The following is a 24284-nucleotide window of genomic DNA, read 5'->3' as shown; positions in this document are numbered from 1 at the left end:
AGCCGTGCTTTCCGCATGGCTCGCGGCCCCTTGATGCGGCTGCCATTGACGGGATGTGCCCCGGGCTGCGAGACGATCCGGCTATAGGAGCCTCAACGGACATGCCCCTCGACATGAGTTCACCCCAGGCAACCCCCGTCCGTCTTTCGGCCCAGGAGGCCCTGGTCGGCGCCATGGTGGTGATGAGCGCCTGCGACGGTCACATGACCGACGCGGAGCTCGCCACCATGTCGCGCCTGGTCAAGGAACTGCCGGTCTTCAGCGACTTCCACGTCAGCGGCATCGAGACGGTGACCGAGATCGTGCTGAACCTGCTGGGCGACACGGACGGGCTGGACGAGGTGGTCGCGCTGATCCGCGACGCCCTGCCGCAGCGCCTGCGCGAGACCGCCTATCTCCTCGCCTGCGAGATCGTCGCCGCCGATGGCGATGCCACCCAGGACGAGCTGCGCTTCCTGCAGGACTTCCGCATCGGCCTGGACATCGACCGCCTCGTGGCCGGCGCCATCGAGCGCGCCGCCAAGGCCCGCTACCAGGTCATCTGACCCCGGGGTCGCTCCACCGGGGCTCCCCATCGGGCCGGACCGCCTGGGCGGGAGCGGCGGAAGACCGGAATGCCGGCCTTCCGCAACGGTTGCCCGCCAAAGGGCGTTTGCCTTCCGTCCAAGTGCGGGAGAGCAGAACCATGAGCGAAACATCCGCCACGCCGGCCCAACCCACGATCCTGGCCAGCTTCCGCGACAAGGAAGCGGTCGAGGCGGTCCTCTCCTATCTGGAGGGCGAGGCCATTCCCCGCGCCCAGATCTCCGTCCGCCACGCCGATCCCACCCCGGCTCCGGCCCCGGCCGAAACGGCGGCGCCCGCCACCCGGGCCGAGACCATGCCCGAGGACAGCGGCGATGAGCCGCTGCGCGAGGATGAGCACCGCAACCTCCGCACCATGCGCAACAGCATGGCCGCCGCCGCTGCCGGCATGGCGGCGGCGGGCGTGGTTGTGGCCACCGGCGGGGCCGCCATCCCGGCGGTCGGGGCGGCCCTCGCGGCCGGGGCCGGGGCGGGCGGGCTCAGCGAGCTGGCCTCCCAGGCCAGCGGGACGGAAGGCACCGCTGCCACCGAGCATGCCGAAGCCATTGTCGTGGTGAAGCCCGCCAATGTGGATCAGACGGAACGCGCCCGCAGCATCCTGAACCGGGCCGCCGCGCTCAAGGTCTGGGAGGAGGCCCCCTCCACCTGAATCCGGCAGGCGGGCGAGCCCCGCACCCTCACGCGCCCCGTGGAGGCCGGACCGAGGCCGTGCCGTCATCCCATCGCCAGGCGGCACCGGGGCCATCGATCCGGACGCCGCCGACCCACCGGGCCGGCGGGGCCAGCGACAACCAGTCCACGGCCCCGGCCAGTACGGCGCGTCCAAGGAGCGTGATGGTCAGCTCCTCCCTGGGCCAGCGGTTCTCGCCATCCTCGTAGGTGCCGAGGAAAACCGGCTGGCCGACACGGCGCATGCACTCCACCGTGTCGTGGATCATCAGGTCCGTCATCCAGGGCAGCGGTTCCCGTTCCAGCATCAGCCGCTCGAAGACCCGGTTGACCCGGTGTGGCTCCTCCGCCAGCAATTGCAGGATCAGCCTCTCTGTCAGTCCCAGCCCGTCTCTGATCCAGGGCAGTTCCTGGCAGTGCCGCAGCACCGCCCGGCCGAGTTGCGGAATGCCCGGTGTTCCCGCCCTGCCCAGGTCGGCCAGCCTCCTCGGGTCCGGTTGACGCAGCGCTTCCCAGACCGCCTGCCCCGATCGCAGGGCCTCGGCGGGGACGGGAATGCGTTCCTCCCATAGCAGGCGCAGCGCCTCCGGCGGCAACTGGCCCAGCCCGATGAAGCGCGTCGCGCCCGGATAGCGGGCCGGGGAAACCAGTTCTAGCCGCGTCGGCGCTGCCCCGGCGAAAAGCGCGAGGCAGCGCGCCAGGATCAGCTGGTCGTAGATATCGTGCTCGAACCAGAGCACGACGCGCCGGTAGCGCACCGACGCGGCCGCCAGATCCTCCTCTGCCCGGTGCAGCTTCGTCGCGATCTCCTCCCGGCTCATGCCGCTGCCCGTGCCATAGGACTGCGCCAGGAAATCCGCGCGTCGCTCCAGCCAGTCCGGGCCGGTCAGGACCGGCCCCTGGCAGAAGGGATCGGAATACTCCAGGAAATCGCCGGCGAACCCGGCCTCCTTCAGCCCCGGACCGATATCGCTGCCGCAGCGGAGATGCAGGGTCGCCATGTCGCGGTCCGGCGCATCCCCGCCGCGCCGGATGCTCGCCCAGCTACGCTCCATGGCCTGGATATGCGCCTTCAGCCGGGGCCAGCTCGGCAGGCCGAGCTCCCGGGCGATGACAAGCTGCGCCTCGCTCAGCCGGCTCAGCGTGGCGGGGCCTTCGGCAGGGACCCGCGGATGACGCTGGCGGAAGCGCTGCCAGGCCTCGGCATCCCCGGCCCGCAACTGCCGCAGCAACTCCTTGGCGCGTTTTCGCTGCTGTTCGAGGTTCAGGCGGAACGGCATCGCTGGACGCGGATCGCCGGACGCAGGCGCGGAGGCCGATGGATCGGACAAGGAAAGCCCCTTCCTCGTGCCTGTGTCCGCCAGCCAGGCAGGAAAGGGTGGAAAAGGGACGGCACCGCTTTCTGCGAGCGTGGGCGCAGCCCTTTCCGCGGACACGGAGGCTCCGATCAAGCCGGGTGCGAGGAAACCAGAGCCCCGGCAGCCGGTCAAGAACGCCGCAGGCCCGGGTGGCCTACCGCTCCGCTCCGCCCTCGGCCACCCGGATCGCGACCGCGCCCCGGCGGCCACCGCGATCCTCCACCGCGAAGGACAGGCGCTGCCCCTTCTCCAGCCCTTCCAGCCCGGCCGCCCGCAGTGCCGTGACATGCACCATCACATCCGGCCCGCCGTCATCGGCCTGGATGAAGCCATAGCTCTTGGCCGGCTGGTACCAGATCACCCGTCCCGTCAGCCTTTCCACCGCCGCCGCCCTTTCCGCAAAAAGAAAAAGGGGCGGCCCTTGCGGACCGCCCCCTTCCGAACCCCAATCCCGGAAGGATCAGAAGTCCATGTCACCCATGCCGCCGCCCGGAGGACCGCCCACAGGGGCCTTCTTCTCGGGCTTCTCGGCAATCATCGCCTCGGTGGTGATCAGCAGCGCGGCCACGGAAGCGGCGTCCTGCAGCGCGGTGCGCACGACCTTGGTCGGGTCCACGATGCCGGCGGCGATCAGCTGCTTGTACTCGCCGGTCTGAGCGTCATAGCCGTAGTCGTAGCTGTCGGTCTTGCGCAGCACGTCGCCCGCGATCACCGCGCCGTCCTGGCCGGCATTCTCGGCGATCTGGCGCAGCGGCACCTGGATCGCGCGGCGCACGATCTCGACGCCGACGCGCTGGTCGTCGTTGTCCACCTGCACATGCGCCAGCTTGGTGGTCGCACGGGCCAGGGCAACACCGCCGCCCGGCACGATGCCTTCCTCGACCGCGGCGCGGGTCGCATGCAGCGCGTCGTCGACGCGGTCCTTGCGCTCCTTCACCTCGACCTCGGTGGAACCGCCGACGCGGATCACGGCCACGCCGCCAGCCAGCTTCGCCAGGCGCTCCTGCAGCTTCTCGCGGTCGTAGTCCGAGGTGGTCTCCTCGATCTGCGCCTTGATCTGCTCCACGCGGCCCTGGATGTCCTCCTTGGAGCCGGCGCCGTCGACGATCGTGGTGTTCTCCTTCTCGATGCGGACCGTCTTGGCCTTACCGAGCATGTCGAGCGTCACGTTCTCGAGCTTGATGCCGAGATCCTCGGACACGACCTGGCCACCGGTCAGGATCGCGATGTCCTCGAGCATCGCCTTGCGGCGGTCGCCGAAGCCCGGGGCCTTCACGGCGGCGATCTTCAGGCCACCGCGCAGCTTGTTGACGACCAGGGTGGCCAGCGCCTCGCCCTCGACGTCCTCGGCCACGATGATCAGCGGACGGCCGGACTGCACCACGGCCTCCAGCAGCGGCAGCATCGGCTGCAGCTGGGAAAGCTTCTTCTCGTGGATCAGGATATAGGGGTTATCCAGCTCCGCGATCATCTTCTCCGCATTCGTGATGAAGTACGGGGAGACATAGCCGCGGTCGAACTGCATGCCCTCGACGACGTCAAGCTCGGTCTGGATGCCCTTGGCTTCCTCGACCGTGATCACGCCCTCGTTGCCGACCTTCTCCATCGCCTGGGCGATCATCTCGCCGATCTCGGACTCGCCGTTGGCGGACAGCGTGCCGACCTGGGCGACCTCGGCGGAGGTGGTGATCTTGCGCGAGTTGGCCTTCAGGTCCTCGACGACGATCGCCACGGCCTTGTCGATGCCGCGCTTCAGGTCCATCGGGTTCAGGCCGGCGGCCACGGACTTCGCGCCCTCGCGGACGATCGCCTGCGCCAGCACGGTCGCGGTGGTGGTGCCGTCACCGGCCAGGTCGTTCTGCTTGGAAGCGACCTCGCGCACCATCTGCGCGCCCATGTTCTCGAACTTGTCGGCCAGCTCGATTTCCTTGGCGACCGTCACACCATCCTTGGTGATGCGCGGCGCGCCGAAGGACTTGTCGATCACCACGTTGCGGCCCTTGGGGCCCAGCGTGACCTTCACGGCATCAGCGAGAATGTCGACGCCGCGCAGCATGCGGTCGCGGGCGTTCTGGCCGAACTTGACGTCCTTAGCAGCCATCTTGCTCTACCTCTGTGTTTGAATGGGGAAGGGAAGCGACGAAGGCGTGCGGCGTCAGCCGATCACACCCATGATGTCGGACTCCTTCATGATCAGGAGGTCCTCACCGTTCAGCTTCACCTCGGTGCCCGACCACTTGCCGAACAGGATGCGGTCACCGGCCTTGACGTCGAGAGGACGGACCTCACCCTTGTCGCTCACCGTGCCGGTGCCGACGGAGACGATCTCGCCTTCCTGCGGCTTCTCCTTGGCGGTGTCGGGGATGATGATGCCGCCAGCGCTCTTCTCGTCGGCCGTGACGCGGCGAACGAGGACGCGGTCGTGCAGAGGGCGGAAGTTCATCAGGAACGCTCCTAAGCCTTTGGAAACCGTGGTCTCGGATTCATGAGCTCCGCCGGGGACGGGCGCTGTTAGCACTCGCCCCCGCCGAGTGCCAGCGATCTAGGGCCGTGCCCCACCCTTCGTCAAGGTGTTCGGCAGCAATTCCACCAAATGAGTGCTAATCGTTTGATAAAGGGCGCTTTTTTCTTGATCTGGAGGCGACGGTCCATGGCAGTATGATGACAGACGCGACAAGCCGCGGCCTGAGGAGAGATGCTTCGCATGATCCTGCGGGAAATCGGGAACCTCGTCCGCTTCGCGGAACCACGTGTCACCACCGCCGAGCTGCTCTATCGCCTGCCCGACCATCCTTCCGTGCTGCAGAGCTTCGTCTGGCAGAAACTCGACCACGCTCCCGGCTTCCCGGAGCTGCACCGCTTCATCGGCTTCTGGCAGCGCGAGATCGAGGGGCCGCTGCATTCGGTGCGCGTCGCCTCGGCGGCGCTCTGGCGCCCCGCCGAGTTCCACTATGTCGATGGCCAGTTCACCCTGCAATAGCCGCCCGGTGCCGGGCCCGGGCGGGGTGCATCCTCTCCGCTGGAGCCCGCCCATGGCCGGTCTCCGGTCCGGCCACGGGTTGGCCCTAGGCCCCAGGTGCCAGCGGCGGCGGTGAGCGGCCAGCCTTCCTCGCCGGTGGCGGGCCGTCCTCCGCCTCGCGGCCGCCAGGATGGCCGCTCAGCTCATAGGCCGTGTTGACCAGGGCGATGTGCGAGAAGGCCTGCGGGAAGTTGCCGATCAGGCGCCGCGCCCCCGGGTCGTACTCCTCGGACAGCAGGCCGACATCGTTGCGCAGGTCCAGCAGGCGTCCGAACAGGTCCAGCGCCTCATGCCTGCGCCCGGTGCGGTGATAGGCATTGGCGAGCCAGAAGGAGCAGGCCAGGAACACCCCCTCGTCGCCGGGCAGCCCGTCGAGCGTCTCCCCGGTGGCGTAGCGCAGCAGGAACCCGCCCCGCAGCAGTCGCTTCTCCACCGCCGCGATGGTGCCGCGCACGCGAGGGTCGTCATAGGGCAGGAAGCCCACCGCCGGTAGCAGCAGCAGGTTCGCATCCAGGTCGCCCGAGCCATAGGCACGGGTGAAGCTGCCCAGTTCCGGATCAAAGCCGCGCCGACAGACATCCTCGTGGATCCTCTGCCGCAGCGCCCGCCACCGTTTCAGCGGGCCGCGCATGCCGAAATGCTCGATGCTGCGCACCGCCCGGTCCACTGCCGCCCAGGCGGCGACCTTGGAGAAGGTGAACTGCTCCGGCCCGCTGCGGACCTCCCACATGCCTTCGTCCGGCTGCTTCCAGACCTTCGCCAGATGGTCGGTCAGGGCATGTTGCAACGACCAGGCCTGCCGGTCGAAGGCCAGCCCGTGCCGGTGCGCCTGGTAGAGCGTGTTCGCCACCTCGCCGAAGACATCGAGCTGCAATTGCCGGTAGGCCGCGTTGCCCACCCGGACCGGCCGCGAATCCTCGTAGCCGGGCAGCCAGTCCGCCTCGTACTCGGTCAGCCGGCGCTCGCCCGCCAGCCCGTACATGATCTGGATCTGGTCCGGGCTTCCCGCCACCGCACGGACCAGCCAGTCCCGCCAGGCGGCGGCATCCTCCACATAGCCGGCGCGCAGCAGCGCCATCAGCGTCAGGGTCGAATCGCGCAGCCAGCAGAAGCGGTAGTCCCAGTTCCGCGATCCGCCCAGCTTCTCCGGCAGGGAGGTCGTGGGCGCCGCCACGATGCCGCCGGTGGGGCGGTAGGTGAGGGCCTTCAGCGTCACCACGGAGCGGCGCACCGCATCGGTCCAGGGGCCGGCCTCGGCACAGCCGGCGGCCCATTGCCGCCAGCCGGACTCCGTCTCGGCCAGCCGCTCCCCGGGGTCCAGCGGCGGCGGAGGCGGCAGGTGCGATGCGCCATAGGACAGGACGAAGGGAACGCTTTCCCCTGCCTTCACCACGAAGCGCGACACGCTGTGCATGTCCTCGCCGCGCACCGGCACACCGGTCCGCATCACCACCAGATCGGGCCCCGCCACCGCCCGGATGCCCGTTCCGTCCGGCAGCCGTGAGACCCAGGGAATGACGCGCCCGTTGTCGAAGCGCAGCACCAGCTCCCCGCGCATGGCGACCTCGCCACGCAGCCCGGTGACGATCCGCACCAGGTTCGACACGCCGTCGTCGCGCACGTTCATGAAGTCGGTGAGGCGGACGGCGCCGCTGCCGGTGCGGAACTCCGTATCCAGCACCAGCGTGCCATCCCGATAGGCGCGGCGGATATGGGGCCGCTCGCCGCCTTCCCAGTCCGGCGCGATCCGCCAGCGCCCATGCTCCGGCGTGCCGAGCAGCGCGGCGAAGACCGCATCGGAGTCGAAGCGCGGCCAGCAGAGCCAGTCGATCGACCCGTCCCGCCCCACCAGCGCCGCCGTCGCCAGGTCGCCGATCAGCGCGTAGTCCTCGATCCTTCCAGGCATGGTCCCGCGATCAGCCCCCGAGCCGGGGCCTGGACCGGGCCCCGGAACGCCGCCCCGCCATCCAGGCCAGCGCCGGCAGGGCGAGGACCGCCCCCCCGATCACCGCCCGCAACAGGGCCGGCTCGATCGCATGCACCCGGCTGGACGCGCGGCTGCTGAAGCGCCCCCGCGTCCGGTGCGGCCCCGGCACCGGCCGGAACAGGTTGTCCTGCCGCCCGGCGGGCAGGGCCTCGCCCGTCAGCTGGCCGGAATAGCCCTGCCGCGCCAGGATGCGGTCCGCCAGCCCGGGTACCGCCATAGCGCCGAGGATCGCCTTCAGGGTCGGCCAGCCGAGCCAGACCTCGCGCTTCGGCTGCACTGCTGCTGCGAAAATCGCCTCGCCGACCGCCTCCGGCTGATGGATCGGCGGCACGGGCTGGGCACGCTCGCCCATGCGGTTGCGCGCCCATTCGAATTGCGGCGTGTTGACCGCCGGAAGCTGCACCATCGTCAGCCGGATGCGGCTGCGATCGTGCAGCAGCTCGACGCGCAGAGAGTCCATGAAGCCCCGCACCGCGAACTTGGCGGCGCAATAGGCGGATTGCAGCGGAATGGCGCGATAGGAAAGGGCGGAGCCGACCGCCACGATCACGCCCTGGTCACGCTGCCGCATCTGCCGCAGCGCCGCCATGGTCCCATGCACCTGGCCGAGATAGGTGACCTCGGTGACGCGGCGGAACTCCTCCGGCGACATCGCCGCGACCGGGGACATCACCGTGACCATGGCGTTGTTCACCCAGACGTCGATGCCGCCGAAGCTGCGGGCCACGCGCTCCGCCGCCGCCTCCACCGCCGCCGCATCCGCCACGTCCAGCGGCAGCGCGATCACCCGCCGCGCCCCCGCCACCGCCACTTCGCGCCGGGCATCCTCCAGCCCCTCGGCCTCCCGCGCGATCAGGGCGACGTTCCAGCCGCGCCGGGCGAAGGCCAGGGCCGTCGCCCGCCCCACGCCTGCCGAGGCCCCCGTGATCACCACGCTCAGCGCGCCCGTCACCATCTCCCGCGCCATCGCGCCCCCCTTTCCATGCCGCCACCCGAGGGCCGCGGGCTTCACGGCCTGCGAACACATGGCCGGGTTCCGGGGTTGCGGGCCCGCCGCCGCACAGTCGCGGCATGATCCCGGCCGAGGCGGGCGGGGAGGGCGCCCGTCAGTGCTGGTGGAACAGCGCGATCAGGACGCTCAGCGTGACCACCGACAGGGCCGAGGCCAGCAGCACCGTGGCGCCGGAACGGTCCATGCCGGTGGCGTAGCGGCGCGCCAGGATGAAGGCCGTGGCCCCGGTCGGCATGGCCGCCGCCACCACCGCCACGGCGGTGCCCAGCGGCGGCAGCTGAAAGAACAGAGCCGCGCCCCAGACCGCCAGCGGCAGCACCAGCAGCTTGATGGCCACGCCCAGCACCGCGTCGGGCCAGTCGCGCCGCAGGTTGAAGCTGGTCAGGCTCGCCCCCAGGCAGAACAGCGCCACCGGCGAGCCCGCCTGCCCCAGCAGGTGCAGCAGCCGCCGGATCATGTCTGGCGGCGGCGGCAGGAAGATCGACCAAAGCCCGCCCAGCGCCACCGCCAGCAGCATCGGGTTCTGCACCAGGGAGGTCAGGGTGGAGCGCAGGATGGCGATGGGCGAAGCCTTCGCGTTCATCCCGATCTCCGCGATCACCGTGGCGATGGGCAGGATCAGGATGGAATGGAAGGCCAGGATCGCCAGCAGGTTCCGCAGCCCCTCCGGCCCGAAGGCGGCGAGGATCAGCGGGATGCCCACCATCGACAGGTTGCCGAAGCTGGCATCCAGCGCCACCAGCCCGGCCTCCTGCAGCCGCAGCCCGCGCAGCCGCCGCGCCAGCACCACCGCCAGCGCATAGACCGGCAGGCAGGCGGAGAAATAGGCGATCGAGACGGCCAGGGTCGGCCCCAGCCCGCCGGAGGTCGAGGCCCCCTCGAAGAGCAGCGCCGGCAGGGCCAGCATGAAGACGAAGTCGTTCAGCCCGCGCACGCCCTCGGCCGAGATCCGGTTGGTCAGCCGAGCCAGGTAGCCGAGGAGGATGGTGATGAAGACCGGGCCGATGATCGAGAGAACAACTGTCATCGCGCCCCTGGCATCCCCATCGTCACCGCTCCATCCATCCCGGCCCTGTTCCGCCGGGCCAGCCCCGGCCTAATCCGGCCTAGTCCGCCGTAGCAGGATCCGGGCCGCCGAGATCGGCCACGAAATCGCCGAGCCAGGGATTGCGCTCCCGCCGTGTCCGCGCCGCCGCCAGGATGCCGCGCACCACCGCCAGCGTGTCGGCGAAGTGGTCGTTCACCAGCACATGGTCGAAATCGCGCCAGTGCGAGGCATCCTCCAGCGCCGCTTCCATGCGCCGGGCGATCTCCGCGTCGCTGTCCTGCCCCCGCCCGCGCAAACGGCGCTCCAGCTCCGGCAGACTCGGCGGCAGCAGGAAGACGCCCACCACGTCGTCCGGCAGCGCGGCGCGGATCAGCCTGTGCCCCTGCCAGTCCACGTCGAACAGCACGTCGCGCCCGGCGGCGAGCGCCTCCAGCACCGGGGCGCGGGGCGTGCCGTAGCGGCGGCCATAGACCGTGGCGCTTTCCAGCATCTCGCCCGCCCGCTCCATCGCCTCGAACTGCTCCGGCGTTCGGAAGTGGTAGTGCACCCCCTCCACCTCGCCGGGGCGCGGCGCCCGGGTGGTGGCGCTGATGGAAAGCGACAGCGCCTCCTCCTGCTCCAGCAGGGCGCGGGAAACGGAGGTCTTGCCCGCCCCCGAGGGCGCCACCAGCACCAGGCAGAGCCCGCGCCGCAAACGTTTCACCGCCATCCCCGCCTCCCGCGCATCACCCGGCCCAGCTTCTCATTCGACATTGGCGGCCTGCTCGCGCAGCCGCTCCACGGCGGCCTTCAGCTCCAGCGACAGGCGCGTCAACGCCAGCGAGGCCGACTTCGCCCCCAGCGTGTTCGCCTCGCGCCCGAACTCCTGGGTCAGGAACTCCAGCCGCCGCCCGACCGGCGCAGTTTCCCGCAGCAGGGCCCGCGCCGCCTCGACATGCGCGCCGAGCCGGTCCAGCTCCTCCCGCACGTCGGAACGGCTGGCCAGCAGCGCTACCTCGGCGGCGAGGCGCTCCTCCGGCACCCGGCGCTCGCCTTCCAGCAGCTCCGACAGGGTCGCCATCAGCCGCGCCTTCTGCGCCCTGGGCTGCCGCGCCGCCTCCTCCACCGCCTGCTCGCGCAGCGCGGCGATCTCGTCGAGCAGGGTGGACAGGATGGCATGCAGCTTCCGCCCCTCGGCGCGGCGCGCTTCCCGGAGCGCCTCCAGCGCTGCCTCGAAAGCCTTGGCCACCAGCGCCCGCCGCGCCTCGTCGGCGGCCTCGTCCAGCTCCGGGACCTCGGTCCGCAGCACGCCGGGCAGGGCCAGCAGCGCCTCCGGCCTGGGCGGCGGAGCGCCGGGGATGCGTGCCGCCAGCTCCCGCGCCAGACGCAGCACCCGCTCCAGCGCCTCGGGGTCGGGGATCAGCCGGAGCGAGCGGTCCTCCCGCTTCACCACCAGCGTGGCGCTGATGTTGCCGCGCCCGAAGCGCCGCGCCGCCTGCTCCCGCAACGGGGTCTCCAGCCCCTCGAACCCGTTGGGCATGCGCAGCCGCAGGTCGAGCCCGCGCCCGTTCACGCTGCGCACTTCCCAGGCGAGGCTGGCACCATCCGGCAGCATGCCGTCAATGCGGGCGAAACCGGTCATGGAGTTGATGGACATGGCGCCGTCCATGACGTGCCGCCGCGCCCGGTGCAAGCTCGGCGCCGAGTCCGGCGGCGGGAATCCGCCATGCGGAAAGGGCCGGGCCACAGGGCTTCCGGTCCCTGCCCGGTGGCGGGACACCTCCGGGAACAATTCGATGGAAGGATCGCGCGCGATGGGACGGAACGATGCCTGGAACTGGCCGTCCGTGGCGCTCACCGGCGCCTCCTCGGGTCTGGGCACGGCCTTCGCCCTGGCGCTGGCCCGGCCCGGGCGGCGCCTGCACCTGGCCGGCCGCGATCCCGCGCGCCTCGCCGCCGTGGCGGATCGCTGCCGCGCCGCGGGCGCCAGGGTGACGGAAGCCGCCTTCGACGTGCGCGACGCCGATGCCGCGCGGGGCTGGATCGCCGCCGCCGGGCCGCTGGACCTGGCCATCGCCAATGCCGGCGTCTCGGCCGGGCCGGGCAAGGGCGGCGGCGAGGATGCGGAGGCGGTCGCCCGGATCTTCGCGGTGAACCTCGCCGGCGCGCTCAACACCGCCCTGCCGGCGCTGGAACAGATGCGGGGCCAGCCGCCCGGCCCCGGCGGCATCCGGGGGCGCGTGGCGGTGGTGGCCTCCATCGCCGCCTTCGTGGCCTCGCCGGGCGCCCCAGCCTACTGCGCCTCCAAGGCGGCCTTGCAGCGATGGGCCGAGGCCACGGACGCCACCACCCGCCATGACGGCGTCCGGGTGCATGTCCTCTGCCCGGGCTTCATCCGCACGCCCATGACGGCGCACAACGACTTCCCCATGCCGGGATTGATGACGCCCGAGGAAGCGGCCCGGAAGGCCCTGGACGGCATCGCCCGGGGCCGTGGCCGGATCGCCTATCCCTGGTTCCTCTATGCCGGCGCGCGCCTGGCGGGCGCGTTGCCGGTCCGCTGGCTCAGTGCCGCTCCGGCGAAGGGGCGGGGGTAGCCGCTTCTCCGGCTGACTTCCCAGGCATCTTCCCCTGGGCACGCCGGGCGAAGACGTTCAGCCCCTCCACCGCCGCCGCGAAGGCCATGGCGACATAGACGAAGCCCTTGGGCACGTGGAAGTGCAGCCCCTCGGCCACCAGCACCATGCCGATCATGACCAGGAAGGCCAGGGCCAGCATCACCACCGTCGGGTTGTGCTCCATGAAGCGCGACAGCGCGTCCATCGACAGCAGCATCACCGTGACGGAAACCAGGATCGCCACCACGATCACCCACATCACCTGGGTCAGCCCGACCGCGGCCAGGATGCTGTCCACGCTGAAGACCATGTCGATCATCACGATCTGCGCCACGGTGGTGCCGAAGCTCGCCATGACCTGACCCGCCGCCTTGCTTTCCGCCTGCGCCTCAGGGTCCACCCGGTGGTGGATCTCGATCACCGCCTTGCCGATCAGGAAGAAGCCGCCGGCCAGCATGATCAGGTCCTTGCCCGAGACCTCCTGCCCCAGCACGGCGAAGAGCGGCTGCGTCAGGGTGATCAGCCAGCCCACCCCGGCCAGCATGCCCAGGCGCAGCACCACCGCCAGCCCCAGACCGATCAGCCGCGCCGGGCGGCGCCGGTCCACGGGCAGGCGGTTCGACAGGATGGCGATGAAGACGAGGTTGTCGATCCCGAGGACGATCTCCATGCCCGTAAGGGCCAGGAGGGCGACGATGATCTCCGCATCCATGGAAAATACGCATCCTGTCTGTGACGGCGGCCTAACGCGGCGTTCCAGGACAGGTTACGGATTATTCATCCGACCTGTCCCATCCGGCGGCGCTTCTCAAGGTGCCGCGGTACCCGGCACCGCGGCGGGGGAGGTGGGCGGAGTCCGCGTCAGTGCCCGCCAACGGGCCACGTTGCGGTTGTGCTCCTCCAGGCTCCGGGCGAAGACATGCCCCCCCGTGCCATCGGCGACGAAGTAGAGCGCATCCGTATCGTCCGGATGCAGCACCGCCTGGATCGAGGCGAGGCCGGGCGAGGCGATGGGCGCCGGCGTCAGCCCCCGGTTGCGGTAGGTGTTGAACGGATGGTCCCGCTCCAGGTCGGCCCGGGTCAGGCCGCGGTCCAGCACCCCGCCATCCGCCGCCGCATAGGCCACGGTCGGGTCGGATTGCAGCGGCATGCCCCGGCGCAGGCGGTTGATGAAGACCCCCGCCACCTTGGCCCGCTCCTCCGCCTTGCCCGTTTCCCGCTCCACGATGCTGGCCAGGATCAGCGCCTCGCGCGGCGTGGCCAGGGGCAGGTCCGGTGCCCGCTTCTCCCAGGCCTCCGCCAGCGCCTGCCGCATGGCGCGTTCCGCCCGGCGAAGCAGCCCGGCCCGGCTGTCCCCCCATTGATAGGCATAGGTGTCCGGCAGCACCGCCCCTTCCTCCAGGGCCGGCACATCGCCGGTCAGGCCCTCGGCGGCATTGATCAGGGCGGCGATCTGGCTGGCGTTCAGCCCCTCCGGGATGGTGAGGCGGCGCTGCACCGGCCGTGCCTCGCGCAGCACCTCCAGCACCTCACGCAGCGAACCATGCGCCGGGAAGAGGTATTCCCCGGCCCGCAGCGGCCCCTCCTGCCGGGTGGCCCAGGCGGCCATGGCAAAGCCACGCTCGTCCCCGATCGCTCCGGCGTCCCGCAGCGTATCCGCGATGGCCTGGGTGCCGCCCGGCGGGATCACGATGGCACGGCCTTCGGCGAGCGGCCCGGGCGCCTGGTAGCGGTTCCAGGCCCACCAGCCCGCCCCTCCGCCAAGGAGGGCCAGCACGAGCAGCGACAGCAGGAGGATACGCAGGAGACGCAAGCGGCGGGCCCAACCTCGTTTCGGGGGAGAGGGAGGGACGGTCCGGTTCCCGTGCGGCCGCCCACGGGCACCAGTCCGGCGCCGATGGGTCGGAAGCTAGTGGAGAGGGGCGGGGAGAAAAAGAGCCGCATCGGCAAAGATACATGCCGGTAACGCGGCGGTGGCCGGTCCTCGCGGTCCGGCCACCCGGTCCCTCGCGGAGAGGGGCCGGGCCGTCAGGTCCCGTGGTGCTTCAGGGCGCCCGGCGGAACAGGATCGAGGCGTTGGTGCCGCCGAAGCCAAAGGAGTTCGACAGCGCCACGTCGATCCGCCGCTCCTGCGCCGCGAGCGGCACGCGGTCGATCGCGCTGGGCTTCGAGGGCTCGTGCAGGTTCAGCGTCGGCGGGGCCACATTGTCGCGGATGGCGAGGAGCGAGAAGATCCCCTCCACCGCGCCGGCCGCGCCGAGCAGGTGGCCGATGGCCGACTTGGTGGAGGACATCGCCACCCGGTCCGCCGCGTCGCCCCACATGCGCTCCACCGCCTCCAGCTCCAGGTCGTCACCCATCGGCGTGCTGGTGCCATGGGCGTTGATGTACTGGATGTCGCCGGGCGTCATGCGCGCCGAGCGCAGGCAGGCCTTCATGGCGCGATAGGCACCGTCATGGCCCTCGGCCGGGGCGGTGATGTGATGGGCATCGCCGGACATGCCGTAGCCGATCACCTCGCCATAGATCTTTGCGCCCCGCTTCTTCGCGTGCTCCAGCTCCTCCAGGACCAGGACGCCCGCGCCCTCTCCCATGACGAAGCCGTCGCGGTCCTTGTCCCAGGGGCGCGAGGCCTCGGTGGGACGGTCGTTGAAGCCGGTGGAAAGGGCACGGGCGGCACAGAAGCCGGCCACGCCGATCTCGGCCACCGCGGCTTCCGTGCCGCCGGCCACCATCACCTCGGCATCGCCCAGCGCGATGAGACGCGCCGCGTCGCCCAGGGCATGCACGCCCGTGGCGCAGGCGGTCACCGCGCTGTGGTTGGGCCCCTGGAAGCCATAGCGGATCGAGACATGGCCGGAGGCCAGGTTGATCAGCGCGGAGGGGATGAAGAAGGGCGAGATCCGCTTGGCCTTGCCCTGGCTGATCAGCAGCGAGGTCTCGTAGATGGCGGGAAGCCCGCCGATGCCCGAGCCGATCATCACGCCGGTGCCCCAGCGGTCCTCGTCGGTCTGCGGCACCCAGCCGCTGTCCTCGACCGCCTCGGCAGCCGCGACCATCGCCAGATGGATGAAGCGATCCATCTTCTTCTGGTCCTTGACCGGGATCCATTCGTTCAGATCCAGGCCGCCCTCGGCGCGCGTGCCGGCCGGCACCTGGCCGGCGATGCGGGCCGGCAGGTCCTTCGCGTCGAAGGAACTGATCGGGCCGATGCCGCTTTCGCCTGCGAGCAGGCGCTTCCAGACATGTTCCACGCCCAGCCCGAGCGGGCTGGCGATCCCCATGCCGGTGACGACCACCCGCCGGGGCTCATTCAACTGACCGAGCACTGCGCTTCCCCCGGAGAACCCAGACCGCCTCAGGCGGTCTTGTGCTCCTCGATGTACTTGATGGCGTCACCCACGGTGGTGATCTTCTCGGCCGCGTCGTCGGGGATCTCGACGCCGAAAGCCTCCTCGAAGGCCATCACCAGCTCGACGGTGTCGAGGCTGTCGGCGCCCAGGTCGTCGATGAAGGAGGCGCCCTCGTTCACCTTGGACTCCTCGACGCCCAGGTGCTCGACAACGATCTTCTTCACCTTGTCGGCGGTTTCGCTCATGCGCGGCTGCTCTCTCTGTAGGTGGCGGGATGGCACCCGCCTGAATTCCGTGCCGGCCGGAAACCTGTCCCGGAAATGAACCGGGGACAATCGGTGCGGCGCAGGCGGGGGGCCTTATCACGTAAGTTTCGGGTGGCCTAGGGGATAGAAAGGGCCGGACGCCATTCCCCTGCCACGATCCCCGGCCAGCGTGGCAGCCTTGCCCCATCCCGTGCCGCTCCGAATCGGAAAAGGCCGGCGGGGTGGGCAGGGCGGCGCGGGCGGATTCCCCGCCACGGCGCCGCCCGGGCAGCTCAGATCATCGCCATCCCGCCGTTCACATGCAGGGTCTGGCCGGTCACCCAGCCGGCCTCGTCGGAGGCCAGGTAGGCCACGGCGGCGGCGATATCCTCGGGCGCGCCCATCTTCTGCATGGGAATCCGGCCCATGATGGCGCCCTTCTGGGCCTCGTTCAGCGCGTCGGTCATGGCGGTCTTCACGAAGCCCGGCGCGACCACGTTCACGGTCACGCCGCGCGTGGCGACCTCCTGGGCCAGCGACTTGCTCATGCCGATCAGCCCGGCCTTGGCGGCGGCGTAGTTCGCCTGGCCCGGATTGCCGGTGACGCCGACGATGGAGGCGATGGAGACGATCCGCCCCGAGCGGCGCTTCATCATCCCGCGCAGCGAGGCCCGCGCCAGCCGGAAGGGCGCCGTCAGGTCCACCTCCAGCACGTCCGACCAATCCTTGTCGCCCATCCGCAGGGCCAGCCCGTCGCGGGTCAGCCCGGCATTGTTCACCAGGATGTCCAGCCCGCCGAGCTCGGCCTCGACCTTTTCCACCAGCGCCGCCGGCGCCTCCGGGTCGGAAAGGTCGGCCGGGATCACCGTCACGCGGTCGCCCAGCGCCTCGGCCAGGGCGGCGAGCTCGCTCTCGCGCCGGCCGGTCAGCGCCACCTCCGCGCCCTGGGCATGCAGCGCCCGCGCGATCGCGGCGCCGATGCCGCCCGTGGCGCCCGTGACCAGCGCCGCCTTTCCGTCCAGTCGGAACATGGTAACCGCTCTCCTCAGTCCGGAACCCGCCGCGCGGGCGATCCGCGTTGTGCCGGCTTTCCCGCCGGCCCTGTCCCTGGTGTGCTCCCCGTGGCCCCGCCGCCCATGGGAGGGCGCCGGCCCTGCCCGGAAGGGGGCGGGACGCCTCGTCGGGCGCCGCCATGGCGATGCCGGAACGATGCCGTGCCGGCTCTGTAGCGCCTGGGGCCGGCCGAGGCGAGACGCGCCGGGAAAGGCGCTCAGAGCGCCTTCAGCACCGCCTCGATCTCCGCAGGCGTGCCGCAGGCCATGGCCGCGGCCTCCGGCGCGTTGCGCTTCATCAGCCCGGTCAGCACCTTGCCGGCACCGATCTCGACGAAGCGGTCGCAGCCCATCTCCACCATCGCCGCCACGCTCTCGCGCCAGCGCACCGATCCGGTGACCTGCCGCACCAGCAGGTCGCGGATCTGCGCCGGGTCGGTGACCTTGGCGGCGGTCACGTTGGCCACCAGCGGCACGGCGGGGGCCTGCACGGCGGCGCCTTCCAGCGCCTCGCCCATGGCCTCCGCGGCCGGCGCCATCAGGGAGCAGTGGAAGGGCGCGGAAACCGGCAGCAGCATGGCGCGCCTGATCCCCTCGGCCTTGGCGATCTCGATGGCGCGCTCGATGGCGCCCTTGTGGCCGGAGATCACCACCTGGCCGCCGCCATTGTCGTTGGCCATCTCGGCCACCTCGCGCCGGCCCGTCTCCGGATCGACGGCCGCGCGCTCGCAGATGGCGCGGGCCTGCTCCGCCTCGGCGCCCAGCAGGGCGGCCATGGCGCCGATCCCGGCCGGCACCGCCTTCTGCATCGCCTCGCCGCGCAGGCGCAGCAGCCGGCCGGCGGTCGGCACGTCGAAGCTGCCGGCGGCAGCGAGCGCGCTGTACTCGCCCAGCGAATGCCCCGCCACCAGCGCCGCCTTGTCGCGCAGCACGAAGCCGCCCTCGCTCTCCAGCACCCGCAGGGCGGCCAGCGAGACGGCCATCAGCGCCGGCTGGGCATTGGCGGTCAGCGTCAGCTCCTCGATCGGCCCCTCGAACATCAGGCGCGACAGATTCTGCTTCAGCGTCTCGTCCACCGCCTCGAAGACTTCGCGCGCCGGCGCGAAGGCGGCGGCCAGTTCGCGGCCCATGCCGACGGCCTGGCTGCCCTGTCCCGGAAACACGAAGGCGAGGGCCATGGTTCACGCACCTGTGGTGTGAAGGGTGATCAGGAAGGGGAGGCGGGTAGCGGCCCCATCCTCCCCCTGTCAACAGCGGGGCCGGCCGCCGCCTTTCCCCGGAGGCATGGCCATGCGGCGCCGCACAAGGCGGCCCCGCGGCGGGGCCTCAGCTCCGTGGCGGTGGCTCCGCCCCGCTTTCCGCCGGCATGCCTTCCGGAACCGTGCCCGCCGATGACGGCGTCGGCACCGGACGGGCGCGCTGCCCCAGCCGGTTCTCGAACACCACGAAGAACCCCGCCTCCCCGTAAGGTGCCGGCTTCACCCGGCCCTTTTCGTCCGCCGGCAGGCGCCGCAGCACCACCGCGTCCCGCACATTGCCGCCGATCGCCTGCACCAGCCCCGGCTGGTCCGACACCACCACGTCGCAATGCATCGGCCGGAAGGCCCCGGTTTCCGCCATCCGGTCGGTCCAGCTCAGCAGCTGGTTGCCGGTGGAGCGGTCGGCGCAGAGCAGGTCGCCGGGCTGCGGGGCGTACTCCCCGGGCTCGCGCGGCAGGAAGGCCGCCCCCTGCGGGTCCCAGGCGGCGCGCGAGAGCAGCCCGTCGATATAGGCGGCATGGCGGGCGGAAGGCGTGAAATCCGCCTCGCCCACCCCCGCCTGCTCCATCACGTAGCTGATGAAGGCAGCGGACCAGAAGGGATAGGCCCAGAGGGAAATGGACGGTTCCACCGGCGGCTGCCCATCCTGGGCCATGGCCAGCATCAGCGCGTCGTGCAGCCGCTGGTGCTGCCGCGCCACGCCCCGGTTGCCGGGCACCGCCTCCCAATAGGCCAGGACGCGGGGGAAATTGGCGGGGGAGGGGACCGCGTTGCCATCCAGCGCCGGCACCCAGCCCGTCAGCACCAGCCTGCCCCACGCCTCCCATTCGCGCACCGCCGCATGGACCAGCGGCGCGCGGCCGGGATCGCGGATCTCGGGGATCAGCCGCTCCGGAGCGACGGCGGTGGGGGGAGGAGTGGCGCAGGCCATGGGGAGGAGGAGAATCGCCAGGATCGGGAGCTTGCGCACCGCACCGCCATAGCCTGCCGTCCCTGACGGCGCCTCCACCGCGCATGCCGCCATGGCCTCACATTGCGTTGAGCCGGTGGCCCCCTGGCCCAGCCGCCTCACGAAAAAGTGCCTGCTGACGGCGAACCCCCGCCCGAACCCGGCGCTTACCGCTTGAACCGCTCCTGGCACTGCGCCGGCGCGGCCAACCCGCAACATCCCGCGGAGGTTCCATGGCGCAGCGGCGTTTCCCCCGATGGCCCTTCTGGATCGGCATCCCGCTGGTCCTGGTGGCGCTGGTCGTCGCCTTCTGGTCCTGGGACTGGTTCATCCCGCTGGCAGAGCGCCAGGCCTCGGCCGCGCTTGGCCGCAAGGTGACGATCGCTCACCTGCATGTGCGTCCCGGCCGCGTCACGGAAATCGTGGTGGACGACCTGCGCGTCGCCAACCCGGACGGGTTCGAGGCGGAAGAGCCCTTCGCCCAGGTGCCGTGCACCACCGTGCTGGTCGATATCATGGAGTACTGGCACCACCGCGCCATCGTCATTCCCTCGGTGACGGTGGAGCGCCCGCAGGTCGCCGCGCTGGCTCATCCGGATGGCCGCACCAACTACGCTTTCGACTTCGGCAAGCCGGCCGGCGAGGAGGCACCGAAGCAGGACAAGGCCGCCAGCGCCCCGCGCATCGGCGTGCTGCGGATCGTCGATGGCCATGCGCATGTGGTGAATCCGGCGCTGAAGGCGGATTTCCAGCTCGGCATCGCCACCCGTGACGAGGAGACGCCGGACCCACGCATCGCCGTGACGGCGGACGGCACCTATGCGGGCCAGCGCATCACCGGCGAAGCCCTGGCCGGCGGCCCGGCCTATTTCCAGAACGAGGCTCGCCCCTGGCCGATCGAGCTGAAACTCGCCAACGGCCCGACCAACGTGTCCCTGAAAGGCACGGTCAGGGACCCGCTGGCCCTGCAGGGCGCCGACGTGAACCTCGTGCTGCAGGGGCCGGACATGGCGCTGCTGCAGCCGCTGACCGGCATCCCCTTTGCCCGTACGCCGAACTACCGTGTCGCCGGGCGCCTCGACTACGCCGATGGCCGCGTGCGCTTCCGCGACTTCGACGGGCGCGTCGGCAACAGCGACCTGTCCGGCACCATCGCCGTCACCACCGGTGGCGCGAAGCCGCTGGTGGAGGCGGACCTGCATTCGAAGCAGGTGGACCTGGCCGATCTGGGCGGCTTCATCGGCGAGACACCGGGCCGTGCCTCCACCCCCGGCCAGAGCGCGCAGCAGCGGCGGGAACTGGCCCGCGACGAGCGCAGCAGCCGGGTGCTGCCGGATACGCCGGTCAGCCTGCCCAAGCTGAACATGGCGGATGTGAAGCTGAACTACCACGCCGACAGCATCCGGGGCCGGCAGATCCCCTTCGACGGCATGGCCGTGGACATGACCATCGCGGACGGCGCGGTGCGGCTCAGCCCGGTCAGCTTCGCGGTCGGCAAGGGCCGCATCGCCGGCGAGATCGCCCTCACGCCTCAGGAGAACGGCGCCCTGGGGGCACGGGCGGACGTGCAGTTCCAACGCGTGGACCTGTCGCGCCTGATGCAGCCCACAGGCTTCCAGGGCTCGGGATTGATAGGGGGCCGCGCGGTCATCGACGGCACCGGCAAGTCGCTCGCCGGGATCCTGGGCAGCGGCAACGGCTCCCTGACCCTGACCATGGCGGGGGGCGGCAATCTCAGCGCCCTGCTGGTGGACCTGTCCGGCCTGCGCCTGGGCAATGCCATCCTGTCCTTTCTCAAGCTGCCGGACCGGACCCAGGTGGAATGCTTCGTCGGCGACTTCGCCCTCCGCCGCGGCGTGCTGAACACCCGCGCCCTGTTGCTGGACACGGAGGACGTGCTGATTTCCGGCAAGGGCACGGTGGATCTGGGGCGGGAAAGGCTGGACTACAGCATTCGAAGCGACTCCAAGCATTTCACCGTGGGGCAACTCCCGGCACCGATCACGATCGGCGGAACCTTCCGTGACCCCGCGGTCGGCATCGATCCGACCGAAGGCGGTGTCCGGGCCGGCGCCGCCGTCGGCCTCGGCTTCCTGGCCGCGCCGCTGGCGATCCTGCCGACGATCCAGTTCGGCATCGGCGACGACAACCGCTGCCAGGGCCTCATCGCGCGCGGCCGCAAGGCCGGCTGAGAAGGCCGGTTTCCCCTGGCGGCACCGGATGGTATTCCCGGGGCCGCCACGATCGGGCGCGCCGTGCCTCCGAAGACCCATTTCCGGCGATTGCCGTGACCCTTTCCGCCTGCTGTCCTTCATCCCGCCAGACCGGCCTCGCCGGCCTGCTTCTCCTGGCCCTGCCGTTCCTCCTGCCCGGCGGCATTGCGGAGGCGGCCCCGCGCGACCGCCCGGTCCGCGCCCTGCGGCTCTCGCCTTCCGAGATGCAGGCCCTTCAGCGCTGGCTCTGCCCGAACGGCGGCCGTCCGATGCCCGGGCGGCCGGGCCGCTGCGACGGGCGCGGCAGCAGGCTGGCCACCGGACCGGGCCGGGGCGGCGATGACGGGGCGGTGTTCGAATGGTTCCAGGGCCTGCCCCCGGCGCGGCGCCAGCAGCTCGCATGTCCCGAGGGCACGAAGCCGGTCCTGGCCCGGGATCATGCCGACACGGTGCGCTGCCTGCCGGGCTGACCGCCAGGGGCGACGCGGTCAGCCCGCCGGGTATTGGATCGCCACCACCTCGATCTCCTCGCTGCCCTGGGGTGTGCGCAGGCGGGGCAGGTCGCCCACGCGCCGGCCCAGCAGGGCGCGCGCCACGGGCGAGACCCAGCTGATCCGGCCCCGGGAAAGGTCGGTCTCGTCCACGCCCACGATGGTCACGGTGACCTCGCTGTCATCCTCGCGCGCATAGGTGACGGTGGCGCCGAAGAAGACCTGCTCGCGCCGCGCCTGCGCCGCCGGATCGACCACCTGGGCCTTTTCCAACCGCTTGCGCAGGAAGCGCACCCGCCGGTCGATCTCGCGCAGGCGCCGCTTGCCGTACTGGTAGTCCGCGTTCTCGCTGCGGTCGCCCAGCGAGGCGGCCCAGGACACCACCTCGACCACCTTCGGCCGCTCCACGTCCCAGAGCCGCCGAAGCTCCTCGCGCAGCGCCGCATGGCCGGCGGGCGTCATGTAGAAGGGCGTGCCCGGCGGCATGCCGGGCGGGGCCGCGTCCTCGTCGTCCTCGTCGGTGGCGGACATGCTTTCCTCTTCGCCGGATCGTGGCCATGCCCGGCGCCGGGGCGTTCAGCCCGGCCGCCAGGCCCGGTGATAGGGATGGCCCGTGCGGATGCACTGGGCCCGGAACAGCGCCTCGGCCAGCAGCCCCCGCACCAGCATGTGCGGCCAGGTCAGCCGCCCCAGCGAGATCCGGTGGTCCGCCCGCGCCAGCACCTGGGGGTCCAGCCCCTCCGCCCCGCCGATCAGGAAGGCCAGCGGCCGTGCGGCTTCCTCCCAGCGCGCGGTCAGCCGGGCGAGCGCCTCGCTGTCCGGCATCTCCCCGCCCAGGTCCAGCGCCACGGCCAGGGCGCCGTCGGGCAGGGCGGCGAGCAGGGCCTCGCCCTCCCGCCGCCGCATCTCCGCCGGGCTGCCGCTGCCCTCGGCGAATTCCTTCAGCACCAGGGCGGGCCGCAGCCGGGCGTTGTGCTGGGCAAAGAGCGCCGCCTCCGGCCCCGGCTTCGCCCGGCCCACCGCCAGCAGCAGCGGCGGGCGGGCCGTCAGCCTTCCTCCCCGACCGGGGAGGCCTCTTCCTCGCCGGGGCTGTGCGGCCCCCACATGCGCTCGATGGCATAGGTCTCGCGCGCCTCGGGCTTGAACAGGTGGATCACCAGGTCCCCCGCGTCGAGCAGCACCCAGTCGGGCGAGGTCTCGGAACGGATGCGCTTCACCCCTTCCTTCTCCAGCGCTTCCTCGACATGGGTGGCCATGGCCTGGATCTGGCGGTCGGCGAGGCCGGTCGCCACGATCATCCGGTCGGCGAAGGAGGAGCGGGTGGCGATGTCCAGCACCACCACGTTCTCCGCCTTGTCGTCCTCCAGCGAGGCGACGGCCGTGGCCACCAGCCGCTCCAGCACCGGCGGCGCGACCTTCTTGCGTGGCGCCCTGGCGCGCGCCGCGGGGGGGCGCACCTCCGGCCCGGCCGCGACCTGCGCCTTGCGGGAGGTCGTGGCAGCCGTCTTCGGCGCCGCCGCCTTCGCCGCAGGGGCCTTCGTGGCAGCCTTCGCCGCCGTGGCCCTCGCGGAGGCCTTCACCGCGGCGGCTCCGGCAGGCGCGGCCTTCCGGGGGGTCGCCTTGGCAGGGGGGGCCTTTTCCGTGGCCGTGGCGGCCTTGCGGCGCGTCGCGGGTGCCTTGGTGGCCCCGGTCTCGCTCTCGTTCCTGGGGGTGCGGGCTATGGCCGCCTCCTCTCCGTCATCGGGTCATCCAGCGGAAACGCCACGCTGGCCCCGTCCCGGCGCCAGCGTCCATTCCGTATCGTTCAGTCGCCGCCGGCAGGCCAGCCCGGATGATGGCCGTTGCTCCGCAGATCCGTGGAGCTCAGGGCATTCTCCCGCGCCGGGATCAGCGTCCAGCCGGCATGCCGTCCGGGCGGCCCGGCCAGGAGCTGTCCCGGCCGCCGCCGCCAGTGGCGTAGCACGGAGGCTGCCTTGCCGTGCAACGCCTTGCGTGTCCAGCCCGGACGCGGCAGCACCGCCAGCGGCGTGTGCCGGGCCAGCCTTTCCCAACCCCCCCAGCGGGGCAGTTGCCACAGGTTGTCCGCCCCGATCACGAAGACGAAGCGGGCACGGGGGAAGCGCCGCCGCAGCTTGGCCAGGGTGCGTTCGGTGCGGCGGTAGCCCAGCTTCGCCTCGATCCCCGTGGCGATCACCTGCGCGCCGTCGGCGATGGCCCGCGCCGAGGCGAGGCGCTGCTGGAAGGGGGCCATGCCGCGCGGCGGCTTCAGCGGGTTGCCCGGCGAGACCAGCAGCCAGACCGCATCCAGCCGCAGCGCCCGCAGGGCGATCCGGGCCACGTGCTCGTGCCCCTGATGCGCCGGGTTGAAGGAGCCGCCGAGCAGCCCGATGCGCCGGCGCCGGTTGTCGCCCCAGGCCCCAGGCTCCGCCAGTTGCCGTCTCAGGACC

The 24284-nt window shown here is 71.5% G+C and carries 26 protein-coding genes; 6 read left to right on the top strand and 20 right to left on the bottom strand.

The window, feature by feature from the left end; translation table 11 throughout:
* Positions 1-101 precede the first annotated feature (101 nt).
* Complete coding sequence (locus BT98_RS0104040; RefSeq protein WP_226946059.1) at positions 102-545, top strand: tellurite resistance TerB family protein; 444 nt, start codon at positions 102-104, stop codon at positions 543-545.
* A 140-nt stretch (positions 546-685) separates the two neighbouring features.
* Positions 686-1234 (top strand): hypothetical protein, encoded by a 549-nt coding sequence (locus BT98_RS0104035; protein WP_019460694.1) that lies wholly within the window; start codon positions 686-688, stop codon positions 1232-1234.
* A 28-nt stretch (positions 1235-1262) separates the two neighbouring features.
* Here the strand turns inward: BT98_RS0104035 and BT98_RS23180 are convergent, their stop codons facing one another.
* The 4 genes from BT98_RS23180 to groES form a co-directional block, all read right to left on the bottom strand.
* Positions 1263-2534 (bottom strand): DUF1835 domain-containing protein, encoded by a 1272-nt coding sequence (locus BT98_RS23180; protein ID WP_037249776.1) that lies wholly within the window; start codon positions 2532-2534, stop codon positions 1263-1265.
* A gap of 232 nt (positions 2535-2766) precedes the next feature.
* Complete coding sequence (locus BT98_RS0104025) at positions 2767-2994, bottom strand: cold-shock protein (RefSeq protein WP_019460692.1); 228 nt, start codon at positions 2992-2994, stop codon at positions 2767-2769.
* 78 nt (positions 2995-3072) lie between these two features.
* Positions 3073-4713 (bottom strand): chaperonin GroEL, encoded by a 1641-nt coding sequence (groL, locus tag BT98_RS0104020; protein ID WP_019460691.1) that lies wholly within the window; start codon positions 4711-4713, stop codon positions 3073-3075.
* 54 nt (positions 4714-4767) lie between these two features.
* Positions 4768-5055 carry a co-chaperone GroES gene (gene groES / locus BT98_RS0104015; protein WP_019460690.1) on the bottom strand — a complete coding sequence of 96 codons (288 nt, stop codon included), beginning with the start codon at positions 5053-5055 and terminating at the stop codon, positions 4768-4770.
* A 261-nt stretch (positions 5056-5316) separates the two neighbouring features.
* Between groES and BT98_RS0104010 the strand changes: the two genes are divergently transcribed.
* A complete protein-coding gene (locus BT98_RS0104010) occupies positions 5317-5592 on the top strand; it encodes an usg protein (RefSeq protein ID WP_019460689.1) in 276 nt (91 codons plus the stop codon).
* A gap of 85 nt (positions 5593-5677) precedes the next feature.
* On the opposite strand, the gene BT98_RS0104005 is transcribed toward BT98_RS0104010, so the two are convergent.
* The 5 genes from BT98_RS0104005 to BT98_RS0103985 form a co-directional block, all read right to left on the bottom strand.
* Complete coding sequence (locus BT98_RS0104005) at positions 5678-7537, bottom strand: glycoside hydrolase family 15 protein (RefSeq protein WP_019460688.1); 1860 nt, start codon at positions 7535-7537, stop codon at positions 5678-5680.
* A 10-nt stretch (positions 7538-7547) separates the two neighbouring features.
* Positions 7548-8585 carry an SDR family oxidoreductase gene (locus BT98_RS0104000; protein ID WP_019460687.1) on the bottom strand — a complete coding sequence of 346 codons (1038 nt, stop codon included), beginning with the start codon at positions 8583-8585 and terminating at the stop codon, positions 7548-7550.
* A gap of 139 nt (positions 8586-8724) precedes the next feature.
* Complete coding sequence (locus BT98_RS0103995; RefSeq protein WP_019460686.1) at positions 8725-9657, bottom strand: AEC family transporter; 933 nt, start codon at positions 9655-9657, stop codon at positions 8725-8727.
* Positions 9658-9736: 79 nt separating this feature from the next.
* Positions 9737-10387: a guanylate kinase gene (gmk, locus tag BT98_RS0103990; protein ID WP_019460685.1), complete on the bottom strand. Its 651-nt coding sequence runs from the start codon at positions 10385-10387 to the stop codon at positions 9737-9739.
* 33 nt (positions 10388-10420) lie between these two features.
* Positions 10421-11314 (bottom strand): YicC/YloC family endoribonuclease, encoded by an 894-nt coding sequence (locus tag BT98_RS0103985; protein ID WP_026033115.1) that lies wholly within the window; start codon positions 11312-11314, stop codon positions 10421-10423.
* Between the two features lie 157 nt (positions 11315-11471).
* Between BT98_RS0103985 and BT98_RS0103980 the strand changes: the two genes are divergently transcribed.
* A complete protein-coding gene (locus BT98_RS0103980; RefSeq protein ID WP_019460683.1) occupies positions 11472-12254 on the top strand; it encodes an SDR family NAD(P)-dependent oxidoreductase in 783 nt (260 codons plus the stop codon).
* Here BT98_RS0103980 and BT98_RS0103975 read toward each other — a convergent pair.
* The 7 genes from BT98_RS0103975 to BT98_RS23170 all read right to left on the bottom strand — a co-directional run bounded on the left by BT98_RS0103975 (position 12223) and on the right by BT98_RS23170 (position 19154).
* Positions 12223-12987 carry a TerC family protein gene (locus BT98_RS0103975; RefSeq protein WP_019460682.1) on the bottom strand — a complete coding sequence of 255 codons (765 nt, stop codon included), beginning with the start codon at positions 12985-12987 and terminating at the stop codon, positions 12223-12225. The two genes, BT98_RS0103980 and BT98_RS0103975, sit on opposite strands and share 32 nt — an antisense overlap.
* A gap of 96 nt (positions 12988-13083) precedes the next feature.
* Positions 13084-14088: an endolytic transglycosylase MltG gene (mltG, locus tag BT98_RS23175; protein ID WP_019460681.1), complete on the bottom strand. Its 1005-nt coding sequence runs from the start codon at positions 14086-14088 to the stop codon at positions 13084-13086.
* 232 nt (positions 14089-14320) lie between these two features.
* On the bottom strand, positions 14321-15604 hold the full coding sequence (fabF, locus tag BT98_RS0103965) for a beta-ketoacyl-ACP synthase II (protein ID WP_027297154.1): 1284 nt from the start codon (positions 15602-15604) through the stop codon (positions 14321-14323).
* Between the two features lie 29 nt (positions 15605-15633).
* On the bottom strand, positions 15634-15873 hold the full coding sequence (locus BT98_RS0103960; RefSeq protein ID WP_019463379.1) for an acyl carrier protein: 240 nt from the start codon (positions 15871-15873) through the stop codon (positions 15634-15636).
* A 293-nt stretch (positions 15874-16166) separates the two neighbouring features.
* Positions 16167-16904 (bottom strand): 3-oxoacyl-[acyl-carrier-protein] reductase, encoded by a 738-nt coding sequence (gene fabG, locus BT98_RS0103955; protein ID WP_027297153.1) that lies wholly within the window; start codon positions 16902-16904, stop codon positions 16167-16169.
* A gap of 239 nt (positions 16905-17143) precedes the next feature.
* A complete protein-coding gene (fabD, locus tag BT98_RS0103950; protein WP_019461618.1) occupies positions 17144-18103 on the bottom strand; it encodes an ACP S-malonyltransferase in 960 nt (319 codons plus the stop codon).
* Between the two features lie 148 nt (positions 18104-18251).
* Entirely contained in the window at positions 18252-19154 is a 903-nt protein-coding gene (locus BT98_RS23170) for a DUF2272 domain-containing protein (RefSeq protein ID WP_019461617.1), read from the bottom strand.
* Between the two features lie 212 nt (positions 19155-19366).
* Between BT98_RS23170 and BT98_RS0103940 the strand changes: the two genes are divergently transcribed.
* Both BT98_RS0103940 and BT98_RS0103935 read left to right on the top strand, forming a co-directional pair.
* Positions 19367-21325, top strand: coding sequence for an AsmA family protein (locus BT98_RS0103940; RefSeq protein WP_019461616.1), 1959 nt, complete (start codon positions 19367-19369; stop codon positions 21323-21325).
* Between the two features lie 95 nt (positions 21326-21420).
* Entirely contained in the window at positions 21421-21816 is a 396-nt protein-coding gene (locus tag BT98_RS0103935; RefSeq protein ID WP_019461615.1) for a hypothetical protein, read from the top strand.
* A gap of 18 nt (positions 21817-21834) precedes the next feature.
* Here BT98_RS0103935 and greB read toward each other — a convergent pair whose 3' ends face one another.
* The 4 genes from greB to BT98_RS0103915 form a co-directional block, all read right to left on the bottom strand.
* Complete coding sequence (gene greB, locus BT98_RS0103930) at positions 21835-22368, bottom strand: transcription elongation factor GreB (RefSeq protein ID WP_019461614.1); 534 nt, start codon at positions 22366-22368, stop codon at positions 21835-21837.
* Positions 22369-22413: 45 nt separating this feature from the next.
* Positions 22414-22857, bottom strand: coding sequence for a 23S rRNA (pseudouridine(1915)-N(3))-methyltransferase RlmH (locus BT98_RS0103925; RefSeq protein WP_019461613.1), 444 nt, complete (start codon positions 22855-22857; stop codon positions 22414-22416).
* Positions 22858-22883: 26 nt separating this feature from the next.
* Positions 22884-23417 carry a ribosome silencing factor gene (gene rsfS / locus BT98_RS23165; protein WP_019461612.1) on the bottom strand — a complete coding sequence of 178 codons (534 nt, stop codon included), beginning with the start codon at positions 23415-23417 and terminating at the stop codon, positions 22884-22886.
* A gap of 224 nt (positions 23418-23641) precedes the next feature.
* Positions 23642-24280: a nicotinate-nucleotide adenylyltransferase gene (locus BT98_RS0103915; RefSeq protein WP_026033281.1), complete on the bottom strand. Its 639-nt coding sequence runs from the start codon at positions 24278-24280 to the stop codon at positions 23642-23644.
* Positions 24281-24284: the final 4 nt, after the last annotated feature.

It is taken from the genome of Roseomonas mucosa ATCC BAA-692, from assembly GCF_000622225.1.
Lineage (GTDB): Bacteria > Pseudomonadota > Alphaproteobacteria > Acetobacterales > Acetobacteraceae > Roseomonas > Roseomonas mucosa.
This window is presented reverse-complemented; position numbering and strand designations above follow the sequence as displayed.